This is a genomic window from Staphylococcus sp. HMSC063F05 (genome assembly GCF_001837075.1).
In the GTDB taxonomy this organism is placed as follows: domain Bacteria; phylum Bacillota; class Bacilli; order Staphylococcales; family Staphylococcaceae; genus Staphylococcus; species Staphylococcus epidermidis.
Genome location: NZ_KV831328.1, coordinates 167,735 through 185,987 on the forward strand (window position 1 = coordinate 167,735; position 18,253 = coordinate 185,987).

The 18,253-nt window shown below is 31.1% G+C and carries 2 protein-coding genes (1 of these 2 only partly in view); one reads left to right on the forward strand and one right to left on the reverse strand.

Going from position 1 to position 18,253, the window contains the following annotated elements:
• On the forward strand, positions 1–16,838 hold the 3' portion of the coding sequence (gene ebh / locus HMPREF2576_RS04230) for a hyperosmolarity resistance protein Ebh (protein ID WP_083320092.1). 13,522 nt of this gene lie to the left of the window's left edge; the window shows 16,838 of its 30,360 coding nt (coding positions 13,523–30,360); its start codon lies beyond the left edge, outside the window; it ends in the stop codon at positions 16,836–16,838.
• A gap of 9 nt (positions 16,839–16,847) precedes the next feature.
• Here the strand turns inward: ebh and HMPREF2576_RS04235 are convergent.
• On the reverse strand, positions 16,848–18,253 hold a 1,406-nt coding region (locus HMPREF2576_RS04235), incomplete at its 5' end, for an IS1182-like element ISSep1 family transposase (protein ID WP_070861184.1).

Below are 18,253 nucleotides of genomic sequence, written 5' to 3' on the forward strand. Positions count from 1 at the left end.
CTTTAAATCAATCTATGACAGCATTAAGTGAAAGTATTGCAGATTACGAAAATCAAAAACAACAAGAAAATTATTTAGATGCATCTAACAATAAACGTCAAGACTATGACAATGCAGTCAATGCGGCTAAAGGTATTTTAAACCAAACTCAAAGTCCGACAATGAGTGCTGATGTGATTGATCAAAAAGCTGAAGATGTTAAACGTACGAAAACTGCGTTAGATGGAAATCAAAGATTAGAAGTTGCTAAACAACAAGCACTTAATCATTTAAATACCTTAAATGATTTAAACGATGCTCAGCGACAAACTTTAACTGATACTATAAATCACTCTCCAAACATCAATTCAGTGAATCAAGCTAAAGAAAAAGCTAATACTGTTAACACAGCAATGACTCAACTGAAACAAACTATTGCTAACTATGACGATGAATTGCATGACGGCAATTACATTAATGCAGATAAAGACAAAAAAGATGCTTATAATAACGCTGTTAACAATGCTAAACAACTGATTAATCAATCTGATGCTAATCAAGCACAACTTGATCCAGCTGAAATTAATAAAGTTACACAAAGAGTCAATACGACTAAAAATGATCTAAATGGTAATGACAAATTGGCTGAAGCTAAAAGAGATGCTAATACAACCATTGATGGTTTAACTTATCTAAATGAAGCTCAACGTAACAAAGCTAAAGAAAATGTAGGCAAAGCTTCTACAAAAACAAATATTACGAGTCAGTTACAAGATTACAATCAATTGAATACTGCTATGCAAGCATTACGTAACAGTGTGAACGACGTTAACAATGTTAAAGCAAATAGCAATTATATAAATGAAGATAATGGTCCAAAAGAAGCTTACAATCAAGCCGTTACTCATGCTCAAACATTGATAAATGCACAATCTAACCCTGAAATGAGCCGTGACGTAGTAAATCAAAAAACACAAGCAGTAAATACTGCCCATCAGAATTTACATGGACAACAAAAGTTAGAACAAGCACAAAGTAGTGCTAATACAGAAATCGGTAACTTACCAAACTTAACTAATACTCAAAAAGCTAAAGAAAAGGAACTGGTAAATAGTAAACAAACTCGTACGGAAGTACAAGAACAACTTAACCAAGCTAAGTCACTAGATAGTTCTATGGGCACGTTAAAATCATTAGTTGCTAAACAACCTACAGTACAAAAAACAAGTGCTTATATTAACGAAGATCAAACTGAGCAATCTGCCTACAATGATTCCATTACAATGGGACAAACTATAATTAATAAAACAGCTGATCCAGTACTTGATAAAACTTTAGTTGATAACGCAATCAGTAACATTTCAACTAAAGAGAATGCACTGCATGGTGAACAAAAATTAACAACTGCTAAAACGGAAGCAATTAATGCACTTAATACATTAGCTGATTTAAACACACCTCAGAAAGAGGCTATTAAAACAGCTATTAACACTGCTCATACAAGAACTGATGTAACTGCAGAGCAAAGTAAGGCTAATCAAATAAATAGTGCAATGCACACGTTGAGACAAAACATTTCTGACAACGAATCAGTAACAAACGAAAGTAATTATATTAACGCTGAACCCGAAAAACAACATGCCTTTACTGAGGCTCTAAATAATGCTAAAGAAATAGTTAATGAACAACAAGCCACTCTTGATGCCAATTCAATTAACCAAAAAGCACAAGCGATTCTTACTACTAAAAATGCTTTAGATGGTGAAGAACAATTACGTCGTGCTAAAGAAAATGCCGATCAAGAAATCAATACGTTAAATCAATTGACTGATGCGCAAAGAAATAGTGAAAAAGGTTTAGTCAACAGTTCTCAAACTAGAACAGAAGTTGCTTCTCAATTAGCAAAAGCTAAAGAACTAAATAAGGTGATGGAACAACTGAATAACCTTATCAATGGTAAAAACCAAATGATAAATAGCAGTAAATTTATCAATGAAGATGCGAACCAACAACAAGCATATTCAAATGCGATTGCAAGTGCAGAAGTGCTTAAAAACAAATCACAAAACCCTGAATTAGATAAAGTAACAATTGAACAAGCAATTAATAATATTAATTCTGCAATTAATAATCTAAACGGTGAAGCTAAACTGACTAAAGCTAAAGAAGATGCTGTTGCTTCAATAAACAACCTAAGCGGATTAACTAACGAGCAAAAAACAAAAGAAAATCAAGCCGTTAATGACTCTCAAACTAGAGACCAAGTTGCTAACGTTTTACGTGATTCAAAGGCATTAGATCAATCTATGCAAACATTACGTGATTTAGTTAACAATCAAAATGTAATACATTCAACAAGTAATTATTTTAACGAGGATTCAACTCAAAAGAATACTTATGATAATGCAATTGATAATGGCTCGACATATATAACTGGTCAACACAATTCAGAATTAAATAAATCTACTATTGATCAAACGATTAGCCAAATTAACACAGCTAAAAATGATTTACATGGTGCAGAAAAGTTACAAAGAGATAAGGGAACTGCTAATCAAGAAATTGGACAATTAGGTTATTTAAATAATCCACAAAGATCTGGTGAAGAAGCATTCGTTAACGGTTCAAATACACGTTCTGAAGTAGAAGAGCATCTTAATGAAGCTAAATCATTAAATAACGCTATGAAGCAATTAAGAGATAAAGTAGCTGAAAAGACTAATGTCAAACAAAGTAGCGATTACATTAATGATTCAACTGAACATCAACGTGGGTATGATCAAGCACTTCAAGAAGCAGAAAATATTATTAATGAAATCGGTAATCCAACATTAAATAAATCGGAAATTGAACAAAAGTTACAACAATTGACTGACGCTCAAAATGCGTTACAAGGTTCACATCTATTAGAAGAAGCTAAAAATAATGCGATTACTGAAATCAATAAACTTACAGCATTAAATGATGCACAACGTCAAAAAGCAATTGAAAATGTTCAAGCACAGCAGACAATCCCAGCAGTTAATCAACAATTAGCTTTGGATAGAGAAATAAATTCTGCAATGCAAGCTTTACGAGATAAAGTAGGCCAACAAAATAACGTTCACCAACAAAGTAATTATTTCAATGAAGATGAACAACCAAAACATAACTATGATAATTCTGTACAAGCCGGTCAAACTATTATTGATAAACTTCAAGATCCAATCATGAACAAAAATGAAATTGAGCAGGCTATTAATCAAATCAATACGACTCAAACAGCGTTAAGTGGAGAAAATAAATTACACACTGACCAAGAAAGCACAAATAGACAAATAGAAGGTTTATCTAGTTTGAACACAGCTCAAATCAACGCCGAAAAAGATTTAGTCAATCAAGCTAAAACAAGAACAGATGTTGCTCAAAAGTTAGCTGCAGCTAAAGAAATAAATTCTGCTATGAGTAATTTAAGAGATGGCATTCAAAATAAAGAGGACATCAAACGTAGCAGTGCATATATCAACGCAGATCCGACTAAAGTTACAGCTTACGATCAAGCACTACAGAACGCAGAAAATATCATCAATGCCACACCAAACGTAGAGCTTAATAAAGCTACAATTGAACAAGCGCTATCACGCGTTCAACAAGCACAACAAGATCTTGATGGTGTTCAACAATTAGCTAATGCTAAACAACAAGCTACACAAACTGTCAATGGGTTAAATAGCTTAAATGACGGTCAAAAGCGTGAATTAAATCTATTAATTAATTCAGCTAATACCCGTACAAAAGTACAAGAAGAATTAAACAAAGCAACTGAATTGAACCATGCGATGGAAGCTTTAAGAAACAGTGTTCAAAACGTTGATCAAGTAAAACAAAGTAACAATTATGTCAATGAAGATCAACCTGAACAGCACAATTATGATAATGCTATCAATGAAGCTCAAGCTACAATCAACAACAATGCTCAACCTGTTCTAGACAAATTAGCTATAGAACGTTTAACTCAAACTGTTAACACTACAAAAGATGCATTACATGGTACTCAAAAACTGATACAAGACCAACAAGCTGCTGAAACTGGAATACGTGGTTTAACGAGTCTCAATGAACCTCAGAAAAATGCTGAAGTAGCTAAAGTAACTGCAGCAACAACACGTGATGAAGTGAGAAATATTCGTCAAGAAGCAACAACATTAGATACTGCAATGCTTAGTTTACGTAAAAGCATTAAAGATAAAAACGATACTAAAAATAGTAGTAAATATATTAATGAGGATCATGACCAACAACAAGCTTATGACAATGCTGTAAATAATGCTCAACACGTTATCGATGAAACTCAAGCAACGTTAAGCTCAGATACAATCAATCAATTGGCAAATGCCGTAACTCAAGCTAAATCCAATCTTCATGGAGATACTAAACTACAACACGATAAAGATAGTGCTAAACAAACGATTGCTCAATTACAGAATTTGAATTCAGCTCAAAAACATATGGAAGATTCTTTAATTGATAATGAATCTACACGTACGCAAGTCCAACACGATTTAACAGAAGCTCAAGCTTTAGATGGTTTAATGGGTGCCTTAAAAGAAAGTATTAAAGATAATACTAATATTGTTTCAAACGGTAATTACATCAATGCGGAACCATCTAAGAAACAAGCATATGATGCAGCTGTACAAAATGCTCAAAATATAATAAATGGAACGAATCAACCAACAATTAATAAAGGTAATGTCACTACAGCAACACAAACCGTGAAAAATACTAAAGATGCCTTAGACGGTGATCATAGATTAGAGGAAGCTAAAAATAATGCCAATCAAACAATCAGAAATCTATCTAATTTGAACAATGCCCAAAAAGATGCAGAGAAAAATCTAGTTAATAGCGCATCAACATTAGAACAAGTTCAACAAAACTTACAAACCGCTCAACAATTAGATAATGCTATGGGTGAGTTACGACAAAGTATTGCTAACAAAGATCAAGTGAAAGCAGATAGTAAATATCTAAATGAAGATCCTCAAATTAAGCAAAACTATGATGATGCAGTTCAACGTGCTGAAACTATTATTAACGAAACTCAAAACCCTGAATTACTTAAAGCAAACATTGACCAAGCAACTCAATCCGTTCAAAATGCAGAACAAGCTTTACATGGTGCTGAAAAATTAAATCAAGACAAACAAACGTCTTCGACAGAACTAGATGGATTAACAGATTTAACAGATGCACAACGTGAAAAACTCAGAGAACAAATTAACACTTCTAATAGTAGAGATGATATTAAGCAAAAAATTGAGCAAGCAAAAGCACTAAATGACGCAATGAAAAAACTTAAAGAACAAGTTGCGCAAAAAGATGGTGTTCATGCTAACAGTGATTATACAAATGAAGATTCTGCACAAAAAGATGCGTATAATAATGCACTTAAACAAGCGGAAGACATTATTAATAACAGCTCAAATCCTAACTTAAATGCACAAGACATTACTAATGCTTTAAATAATATTAAACAAGCACAAGATAACCTTCATGGAGCTCAAAAATTACAGCAAGACAAAAATACAACTAATCAAGCCATTGGTAACTTAAATCATCTTAATCAACCTCAAAAAGATGCGCTTATACAAGCTATTAATGGAGCTAGATCTAGGGACCAAGTTGCAGAAAAACTTAAAGAGGCCGAAGCGCTTGATGAAGCTATGAAACAACTTGAAGATCAAGTGAATCAAGATGATCAAATTTCAAATAGCAGCCCATTCATAAATGAAGACTCAGACAAACAAAAAACTTATAATGATAAAATCCAAGCTGCAAAAGAAATAATTAATCAAACATCTAATCCAACCTTAGATAAACAAAAAATTGCTGATACACTTCAAAATATTAAAGATGCAGTGAATAATTTACATGGTGATCAAAAATTAGCTCAATCTAAACAAGACGCTAATAATCAATTAAATCATTTAGATGACTTAACCGAAGAACAAAAAAACCATTTTAAACCGTTAATTAATAATGCTGATACTCGAGATGAGGTAAATAAACAACTAGAGATTGCTAAACAATTAAATGGTGATATGAGTACACTTCATAAAGTCATAAATGATAAAGATCAAATTCAACATTTAAGCAATTACATTAATGCTGATAATGATAAAAAACAAAATTATGATAATGCTATTAAAGAAGCTGAGGATTTAATTCATAATCATCCAGATACATTAGATCATAAAGCATTACAAGATTTATTAAACAAGATAGACCAAGCGCATAACGAATTAAATGGAGAATCCAGATTTAAACAGGCTTTAGACAATGCTTTAAACGACATAGATAGCTTAAACAGTCTCAATGTTCCACAACGTCAAACTGTTAAGGATAACATCAACCATGTGACAACTCTAGAAAGTTTAGCTCAAGAATTGCAGAAAGCAAAAGAGCTTAATGATGCTATGAAAGCAATGAGAGATAGCATTATGAATCAAGAGCAAATTCGTAAAAATAGCAATTATACTAATGAAGACTTAGCTCAACAAAATGCCTATAATCATGCAGTAGATAAAATAAATAACATTATTGGTGAAGACAATGCGACGATGGATCCTCAAATAATCAAACAAGCAACTCAAGATATAAATACAGCTATAAATGGATTAAATGGAGATCAAAAACTTCAAGATGCAAAGACAGATGCTAAACAACAAATTACTAACTTTACTGGTTTAACTGAACCACAAAAACAAGCATTGGAAAACATCATTAACCAACAAACAAGCAGAGCAAATGTTGCTAAACAGTTAAGTCATGCCAAATTCTTAAATGGAAAAATGGAAGAATTAAAAGTTGCAGTAGCCAAAGCGCCATTAGTAAGACAAAATAGTAACTATATTAATGAAGATGTCTCTGAAAAAGAAGCATATGAACAAGCTATTGCAAAAGGTCAGGAAATAATTAATTCAGAAAATAATCCAACAATAAGTAGTACTGATATCAATCGTACCATTCAAGAAATTAATGATGCTGAACAAAATCTTCATGGTGAAAATAAATTAAGACAAGCACAGGAAATTGCAAAGAATGAAATACAAAATCTAGACGGATTAAATTCAGCTCAAATAACAAAATTAATCCAAGATATAGGCAGAACAATAACTAAACCTGCAGTAACTCAGAAACTAGAAGAAGCAAAAGTAATAAACCAAGCTATGCAACAACTTAAACAAAGTATAGCCGATAAGGATGCTACTCTAAATTCTAGTAACTATCTTAATGAAGATTCTGAGAAAAAGTTAGCGTACGATAATGCTGTAAGCCAAGCTGAACAACTCATAAATCAACTTAACGACCCAACTATGGATATAAGTAATATTCAAGCTATTACTCAAAAGGTCATTCAAGCAAAAGATTCATTGCACGGTGCGAATAAACTTGCACAAAATCAAGCAGATTCAAATTTAATAATAAATAAATCAACAAATTTAAATGATAAACAAAAGCAAGCATTAAATGACTTAATTAATCATGCTCAAACTAAACAGCAAGTGGCAGAAATAATTGCACAATCTAATAAGTTAAATAACGAAATGGGCACACTAAAAACACTCGTAGAAGAACAGACAAACGTTCATCAACAAAGTAAATATATTAATGAAGATTCGCAAGTTCAAAATATTTATAATGACTCCATTCAAAAAGGTCGAGAAATATTAAACGGCACTACAGATGATGTTTTAAACAACAATAAAATAGCAGATGCCATTCAAAACATTCATTTAACTAAAAACAATTTACATGGTGATCAAAAATTACAAAAAGCACAACAAGATGCAACTAATGAATTAAACTATTTAACAAATCTAAACAATTCTCAAAGACAAAGCGAGCATGATGAGATTAACTCTGCTCCTTCAAGAACTGAAGTTTCTAATGATTTAAATCATGCTAAAGCACTTAATGAAGCTATGCGTCAACTTGAGAATGAAGTTGCTCTTGAAAACAGTGTTAAAAAATTAAGCGACTTTATCAATGAAGATGAAGCGGCACAAAATGAATATAGTAATGCACTTCAAAAAGCTAAAGACATTATTAACGGCGTTCCAAGTAGCACTTTAGATAAAGCTACAATTGAAGATGCTTTATTAGAATTGCAAAATGCTAGAGAAAGTTTACATGGTGAGCAAAAACTTCAAGAGGCTAAAAATCAAGCTGTTGCTGAAATTGATAATTTACAAGCATTAAATCCTGGACAGGTTCTTGCTGAAAAAACATTAGTTAACCAAGCATCAACCAAACCAGAAGTTCAAGAAGCCTTACAAAAAGCAAAAGAACTTAATGAAGCTATGAAAGCACTGAAAACTGAAATAAATAAAAAAGAACAAATCAAGGCTGATAGTAGATATGTAAATGCTGACAGTGGTCTTCAAGCAAATTACAATTCTGCGTTAAATTATGGTTCTCAAATTATTGCAACTACCCAACCACCAGAGCTTAATAAAGATGTAATAAATAGAGCAACTCAAACGATTAAAACTGCTGAAAATAATTTAAATGGGCAATCTAAATTAGCAGAGGCTAAGTCAGACGGAAATCAAAGCATCGAACATTTGCAAGGATTAACACAATCACAAAAAGATAAACAACATGATTTAATTAATCAAGCTCAAACTAAACAACAGGTAGATGATATCGTAAATAACTCTAAACAATTAGATAACTCTATGAATCAACTACAACAAATTGTTAACAATGACAATACAGTAAAACAAAATAGTGATTTCATTAATGAAGATTCCAGCCAACAGGATGCTTATAATCATGCAATTCAAGCAGCAAAAGATTTGATAACTGCTCATCCTACTATCATGGATAAAAATCAAATAGATCAAGCTATTGAAAATATCAAACAAGCACTTAATGATTTACACGGTAGTAATAAACTATCAGAAGATAAAAAAGAAGCTTCAGAACAACTACAAAACCTTAATAGCTTGACGAACGGGCAAAAAGATACGATTTTAAATCATATTTTCAGTGCACCAACAAGAAGCCAAGTAGGAGAAAAAATTGCAAGTGCTAAACAATTAAATAATACAATGAAAGCACTTAGAGATTCTATTGCTGATAATAATGAAATTTTACAAAGTAGTAAGTACTTCAATGAAGATTCTGAACAACAAAATGCTTATAATCAAGCCGTAAATAAAGCTAAAAATATAATTAATGATCAACCAACACCAGTAATGGCAAATGATGAGATTCAAAGTGTCCTAAATGAAGTTAAACAAACTAAAGATAATTTACATGGTGATCAAAAACTTGCTAACGACAAGACAGATGCCCAAGCAACATTAAATGCGTTAAATTACTTAAATCAAGCGCAAAGAGGTAATCTTGAAACTAAAGTTCAAAACTCTAATTCTAGACCAGAAGTACAAAAAGTAGTTCAATTAGCAAATCAACTTAATGATGCGATGAAAAAATTAGATGATGCTTTAACTGGTAATGACGCAATAAAACAAACGAGTAATTATATTAATGAAGATACTTCTCAACAAGTTAACTTTGATGAGTATACAGATAGAGGTAAAAACATAGTTGCTGAACAAACAAATCCAAATATGTCTCCAACTAATATTAACACTATTGCTGATAAAATTACTGAAGCTAAAAATGATTTACATGGCGTACAAAAACTAGAACAAGCTCAACAACAGTCCATCAATACTATTAATCAAATGACTGGTCTAAACCAAGCTCAAAAAGAACAATTAAATCAAGAAATTCAACAAACTCAAACCCGTTCTGAAGTACATCAAGTAATTAATAAAGCACAAGCTTTAAATGATTCAATGAATACTTTACGTCAAAGTATTACTGATGAACATGAAGTTAAACAAACAAGTAACTACATCAATGAAACTGTTGGTAATCAAACTGCATATAACAATGCCGTTGATCGTGTAAAACAAATAATCAATCAAACATCTAATCCAACTATGAATCCTTTAGAGGTGGAACGTGCAACATCAAATGTAAAAACTTCTAAAGATGCACTTCATGGTGAACGTGAATTGAATGACAATAAAAATTCAAAAACTTTTGCAGTCAATCACTTAGATAACCTCAATCAAGCTCAAAAAGAAGCATTAACTCATGAAATTGAACAAGCAACTATAGTTTCACAAGTAAATAATATCTATAACAAAGCGAAAGCTTTAAATAATGATATGAAAAAACTTAAAGATATCGTTGCTCAACAAGATAATGTGAGACAATCAAACAATTATATAAACGAGGATAGTACACCTCAAAATATGTACAACGATACAATTAATCATGCACAATCAATCTTTGATCAAGTAGCAAACCCTACGATGTCTCATGACGAAATAGAGAATGCAATCAATAACATAAAGCATGCCATCAATGCACTCGATGGAGAACATAAATTACAACAAGCAAAAGAAAATGCAAACTTATTGATTAATAGTTTAAACGATTTAAATGCACCACAAAGAGATGCCATAAATAGATTGGTTAATGAAGCTCAAACAAGAGAAAAAGTAGCTGAACAACTTCAAAGTGCTCAAGCTTTAAATGACGCTATGAAGCATTTAAGAAACAGCATTCAAAATCAATCATCCGTAAGACAAGAGAGCAAATATATTAATGCAAGTGATGCTAAAAAAGAGCAATATAATCACGCAGTTAGAGAAGTCGAAAATATTATCAATGAACAACATCCAACATTGGATAAAGAAATAATTAAGCAACTAACGGATGCTGTAAATCAAGCACAACAAAACGCATTAAATGAAAAAATTAATAACGCAGTTACCAGAGCTGAAGTTGCGGCTATTATTGGCCAAGCAAAAATACTCGATCATGCTATGGAGAATTTAGAAGAAAGTATCAAAGATAAAGAGCAAGTCAAACAGTCAAGTAACTATATTAATGAAGACCCTGATGTTCAAGAAACATACAATAACGCCGTTGATCATGTGACAGAAATACTTAATCAAACAGTAAATCCAACTTTATCTATTGAAGATATAGAGCATGCTATCAACGAAGTTAATCAAGCGAAAAAACAACTCAGAGGTAAACAAAAACTTTATCAAACTATCGATTTAGCTGATAAAGAATTAAGTAAATTGGATGATTTAACATCACAACAAAGCAGTTCAATATCTAATCAAATATATACTGCTAAAACGAGAACAGAAGTTGCCCAAGCAATTGAAAAAGCAAAATCATTAAATCATGCAATGAAAGCACTTAACAAAGTATATAAAAATGCAGATAAAGTGTTAGATAGTAGTCGATTCATTAACGAAGATCAACCTGAAAAAGAGGCGTATCAACAAGCTATAAATCATGTTGATTCAATCATTCATAGACAAACAAATCCTGAAATGGATCCAACAGTAATCAATAGCATAACTCATGAACTCGAAACAGCTCAAAATAACTTACATGGTGATCAGAAACTTGCTCATGCAAAACAAGATGCCGCTAATGTAATTAATGGTCTAATTCATCTTAATGTTGCTCAACGCGAGGTAATGATAAATACGAATACAAATGCTACAACACGCGAAAAAGTTGCAAAGAACTTAGATAATGCTCAAGCTCTTGATAAAGCTATGGAAACACTACAACAAGTAGTTGCTCATAAAAATAATATATTGAACGATAGTAAATATTTAAATGAAGATTCAAAATATCAACAACAATACGATCGAGTTATTGCTGATGCCGAACAACTACTTAATCAGACAACAAATCCAACATTAGAACCTTATAAAGTCGATATTGTTAAGGATAATGTCCTAGCTAACGAAAAAATACTATTTGGCGCAGAAAAACTATCATATGACAAATCAAATGCAAATGATGAAATTAAACATATGAATTATCTTAATAATGCACAAAAGCAATCTATAAAAGATATGATTTCTCACGCAGCATTAAGAACTGAAGTTAAACAACTTCTGCAACAAGCTAAAACCCTTGATGAAGCTATGAAATCACTTGAAGATAAAACTCAAGTAGTGATTACAGATACTACTTTGCCTAATTACACTGAAGCTTCAGAGGATAAAAAGGAAAAAGTAGACCAAACTGTATCACATGCTCAAGCAATCATTGATAAAATAAATGGCTCAAATGTAAGTTTAGATCAAGTACGACAAGCACTAGAACAATTAACTCAAGCATCAGAAAACCTCGATGGTGATCAGCGAGTTGAAGAAGCTAAAGTTCATGCTAATCAAACAATTGACCAATTAACACATCTTAATTCATTACAACAACAAACTGCGAAAGAAAGTGTTAAAAACGCAACAAAACTAGAAGAAATCGCTACTGCTAGTAACAATGCTCTGGCATTAAACAAAGTAATGGGTAAATTAGAACAATTCATTAATCATGCTGATTCTATTGAAAATAGTGATAATTATAGACAAGCCGACGACGACAAAATTATCGCTTATGATGATGCACTAGAACATGGACAAGATATACAAAAATCTAACGCAACCCAAAATGAAGCAAAACAAGCGTTACAACAATTAATAAATGCAGAAACATCGTTAAATGGTTTCGAAAGATTAAATCATGCTAGACCACGAGCTTTAGAATATATTAAATCACTAGAAAAAATAAACAATGCTCAAAAGTCTGCTTTAGAGGATAAAGTAACGCAATCGCATGATTTATTAGAATTAGAACATCTTGTCAACGAGGGCACAAACCTCAATGACATTATGGGTGAATTAGCTAACGCAATCGTTAATAACTATGCTCCAACCAAAGCAAGTATAAATTATATTAACGCCGATAACCTACGCAAAGATAACTTTACTCAAGCTATCAACAATGCACGTGATGCACTCAACAAAACTCAAGGTCAGAACTTAGATTTCAATGCAATTGATACATTTAAAGATGATATATTCAAAACTAAAGATGCACTTAACGGTATTGAACGTTTAACAGCTGCAAAATCAAAAGCAGAAAAACTAATTGATAGTTTAAAATTTATTAATAAAGCTCAATTCACACATGCAAATGATGAAATTATGAATACTAATTCTATTGCACAATTGTCTAGAATCGTGAATCAAGCATTTGATTTAAATGATGCAATGAAATCTTTAAGAGATGAACTTAATAATCAAGCTTTTCCTGTCCAAGCAAGCTCAAATTATATAAATTCAGATGAAGATTTAAAACAACAATTTGACCATGCTTTAAGTAATGCTCGAAAAGTACTTGCAAAAGAAAATGGTAAAAATTTAGATGAAATACAAATTGAGGGACTCAAACAAGTGATTGAGGATACTAAAGATGCTTTAAATGGTATCCAACGTTTATCAAAAGCTAAAGCTAAAGCAATTCAATACGTACAATCTTTATCTTATATCAATGATGCACAGCGTCATATTGCTGAAAGTAATATTCACAACTCTGATGATTTATCATCTTTAGCAAATACATTATCTAAAGCTAGTGATTTAGATAATGCAATGAAAGACTTACGAGATACTCTAGAAAGTAATTCAACTTCTGTTCCAAATAGTGTGAATTATATTAATGCTGATAAGAATTTACAAATTGAATTTGATGAGGCGCTACAACAAGCAAGTGCAACAAGTTCTAAAACTTCAGAAAATCCAGCAACGATTGAAGAAGTATTAGGTCTTAGTCAAGCCATTTACGATACAAAAAATGCATTGAATGGTGAACAACGACTTGCAACTGAGAAGAGCAAAGATCTAAAATTAATAAAAGGATTAAAAGATTTAAATAAAGCACAACTTGAAGATGTCACAAACAAGGTAAATTCAGCAAATACTTTAACAGAGTTATCTCAGCTCACTCAATCAACGTTAAAATTAAACGATAAAATGAAATTATTGAGAGATAAGCTTAAAACCTTAGTAAATCCTGTTAAAGCAAGTTTAAATTATAGAAACGCTGATTATAATTTAAAACGTCAATTTAACAAAGCTTTAAAAGAAGCTAAAGGCGTATTAAATAAAAATAGCGGTACAAATGTCAATATCAATGACATTCAACATCTTTTAACACAAATAGATAATGCTAAAGACCAATTAAATGGTGAACGACGTCTAAAAGAACATCAACAAAAATCTAAAGTATTTATTATTAAAGAATTAGATATACTTAATAATGCTCAAAAAGCTGCAATAATTAATCAGATTAGAGCGTCTAAAGACATTAAAATAATTAATCAAATCGTTGATAATGCAATAGAATTAAATGATGCTATGCAAGGTTTAAAAGAACATGTAGCTCAATTAACAGCAACTACAAAAGACAACATTGAATATTTAAATGCTGATGAAGACCTTAAATTACAATATGATTACGCTATCAACTTAGCGAATAATGTTCTTGACAAAGAAAACGGTACAAATAAAGACGCTAATATCATAATTGGAATGATTCAAAACATGGATGATGCTAGAGCACTTCTAAATGGAATTGAAAGACTTAAAGATGCTCAAACAAAAGCACATAATGACATTAAAGATACGCTCAAACGTCAACTTGATGAAATTGAACACGCTAATGCAACATCAAATTCTAAAGCTCAAGCAAAACAAATGGTAAATGAGGAAGCTAGAAAAGCGTTTTCTAATATTAATCACGCAACATCAAATGATTTAGTTAATCAAGCAAAAGATGAAGGGCAATCTGCAATTGAACACATACATGCAGATGAATTACCTAAAGCAAAACTAGATGCTAATCAAATGATTGACCAAAAAGTTGAAGATATAAATCACTTAATTAGTCAAAATCCAAACTTATCAAATGAAGAAAAAAATAAACTAATATCTCAAATTAATAAGTTAGTAAATGGAATTAAGAATGAAATTCAACAAGCTATAAACAAACAACAAATAGAAAATGCTACAACAAAACTAGATGAAGTCATTGAAACTACTAAAAAATTAATTATCGCCAAAGCAGAAGCTAAACAAGTGATAAAAGAGTTATCACAAAAGAAACGAGATGCAATAAATAACAACACTGATTTAACACCTTCTCAAAAGGCACATGCTTTAGCAGATATTGATAAAACAGAAAAAGATGCACTTCAACATATCGAAAATTCTAATTCAATTGATGATATCAATAACAATAAAGAGCATGCATTTAATACTTTAGCTCATATCATTATTTGGGATACTGATCAGCAACCATTAGTTTTTGAACTACCTGAATTGAGCCTTCAAAATGCTCTAGTAACAAGTGAGGTGGTTGTTCACAGAGATGAAACTATTTCATTAGAATCTATAATTGGAGCTATGACTTTAACTGATGAACTTAAAGTCAATATTGTTTCATTACCGAACACTGATAAAGTAGCTGATCACCTAACCGCTAAAGTTAAGGTTATTTTAGCTGATGGCTCATATGTCACTGTAAATGTTCCAGTCAAAGTTGTAGAAAAAGAATTACAAATAGCTAAAAAGGATGCTATAAAAACAATTGATGTTCTGGTAAAACAAAAAATCAAAGATATAGATTCTAATAACGAATTAACGTCTACTCAACGTGAAGATGCAAAAGCTGAAATTGAAAGATTGAAAAAGCAAGCCATCGATAAAGTGAATCATTCAAAATCGATTAAAGATATTGAAACAGTAAAACGAACTGATTTTGAAGAAATAGATCAGTTTGATCCTAAACGCTTTACGCTAAATAAAGCTAAAAAGGATATCATTACTGATGTTAATACTCAAATCCAAAATGGTTTCAAAGAAATTGAAACAATAAAAGGTTTAACTTCTAATGAAAAAACTCAGTTTGATAAACAATTAACTGCACTACAAAAAGAATTTTTAGAAAAAGTCGAGCATGCTCATAATTTAGTAGAATTAAATCAATTACAACAAGAGTTTAATAATAGATATAAACATATTTTAAACCAAGCACATTTACTAGGTGAAAAACATATAGCAGAACATAAATTAGGATACGTTGTAGTAAACAAAACTCAGCAAATACTAAATAATCAATCTGCTTCTTACTTTATAAAACAATGGGCACTTGATAGAATTAAACAAATTCAACTAGAAACGATGAATTCAATTCGTGGTGCGCATACCGTACAAGATGTACACAAAGCATTGTTACAAGGTATAGAGCAAATCTTGAAAGTAAATGTAAGTATTATAAATCAATCTTTCAACGATTCCTTGCATAACTTTAATTATCTTCATTCAAAATTTGATGCTAGATTAAGAGAAAAGGATGTTGCAAACCATATCGTACAAACTGAAACATTCAAAGAAGTTCTAAAAGGAACGGGTGTTGAACCAGGTAAAATCAACAAAGAAACACAGCAACCAAAACTTCATAAGAATGATAATGATAGTCTATTCAAACATTTAGTTGATAATTTCGGCAAAACTGTAGGTGTTATTACATTAACTGGTTTACTTTCTAGTTTCTGGTTAGTTTTGGCTAAAAGACGTAAAAAAGAAGAAGAAGAAAAACAATCGATAAAAAATTGTCACAAAGACATTCGTCTTTCAGATACTGATAAAATAGATCCAATTGTAATAACTAAGCGTAAAATAGATAAAGAAGAACAAATTCAAAACGATGACAAACATTCAATTCCAGTTGCTAAACATAAGAAATCTAAAGAAAAGCAATTGAGTGAAGAGGATATTTATTCAATCCCCGTCGTTAAACGTAAACAAAACAGTGATAACAAAGATACAAAACAGAAGAAAGTTACTTCTAAAAAGAAGAAAACGCCTCAATCAACTAAAAAAGTTGTAAAAACCAAAAAGCGTTCTAAAAAGTAAAATATATCTTTAACACAGAACAAGAGTGTGGGACATAAAGTCCCAGGATAAGTAAAAAAAGACAATTTCTATTGAAATAATATAGAAATTGTCTTTTTTATTATTTTTTTGATTATTTTCAGCTCGTTGAGCTGTTACTTTTCTTATATTAAGTGCCATTAGCACAAATCCTAATTCTCTTTTGGCTTTATCTATCCCTCGAACGGACATTCTAGTGAAACCCAAAATAGCCTTCATAAATCCAAAAACAGGCTCCACATCAATTTTTCTTTGACTGTAGATGGTTTTTGTTTTTGGTTCTGAAAGCTTTTTATTAATTTGGGCTTTAAAATATTCCCAATTATAATTTTTCATTATTTTTTTATTTGTTTTTGAATTGAAGTTCATACATTGTTGTTTCAGAGGGCATTCTGAACAATCATCACATTCATATAATTTAAAGTCTCGTTTAAAACCATATTTATCATGACGATAGGCATATCTTTTAAATCCTAGTCTTTTATTATTCGGACAAATGAATTCATCGTTAATTTCGTCATAATCCCAATTTTGAGTATTAAAGATGTCACTTTTATATTTTTTAGTTTTATCTTTTATAAACATTCCATAAGTTATGAGTGGCGTTCGATTAAAATTATCTATAATTGCCATATAATTGGCTTCGCTACCATAACCTGCGTCAGCTACAATATATTCAGGTAAATGACCGTAGGTCTCTTGTATTGTATTTAAAAAAGGTATCATTGTTCTTGTATCAGTCGGATTTTGATACACATTATAAAATAAAACAAATTGAGAATTTGTCGCTATTTGTAAATTATACCCCGGTTTAAGTTGTCCATTTTTCATATGATCTTCTTTCATTCTCATAAATGTGGCATCGTGATCTGTTTTAGAATAACTATTTCTATCCTTTAAAATAGATTTTTGGACTTCGTATTTATGCTTTCGCTGAGAGTAATCATTAATTTGCTTTTTGTATTTTTTAATTTTAGTTCTTTTGAGCCGTATTTGTTTTCTTATTTTAGTACATTTTTCATTATCGATATGTTGGTTTAAATCTTCGATTTCTTTATCTAAATGACTACCAATCAAATCTATTTCTTCTTTTGTTAAGTCATTATCATGATCTTTTTTAATCTCAGGTATGATTTTATTTATCACCAATTCATGATAGAGTGCTTTAGAGTTTTCATTCATTCTTGACTCATGGTTTTGAATACTCTTTTTCCATACAAATGTATATCGATTGGCATTTGCCTCAACTTTCGTACCATCAATAAAAATGGCCTGATCATCAATAAGATTTTGTTTCAAACACTGACTATGAAATTGAATAAATAATGATTCTAATAAAGCGTCTACTTTGGGATTTACTCTAAATCGATTAATCGTTTTATAAGAAGGCTTTTGAT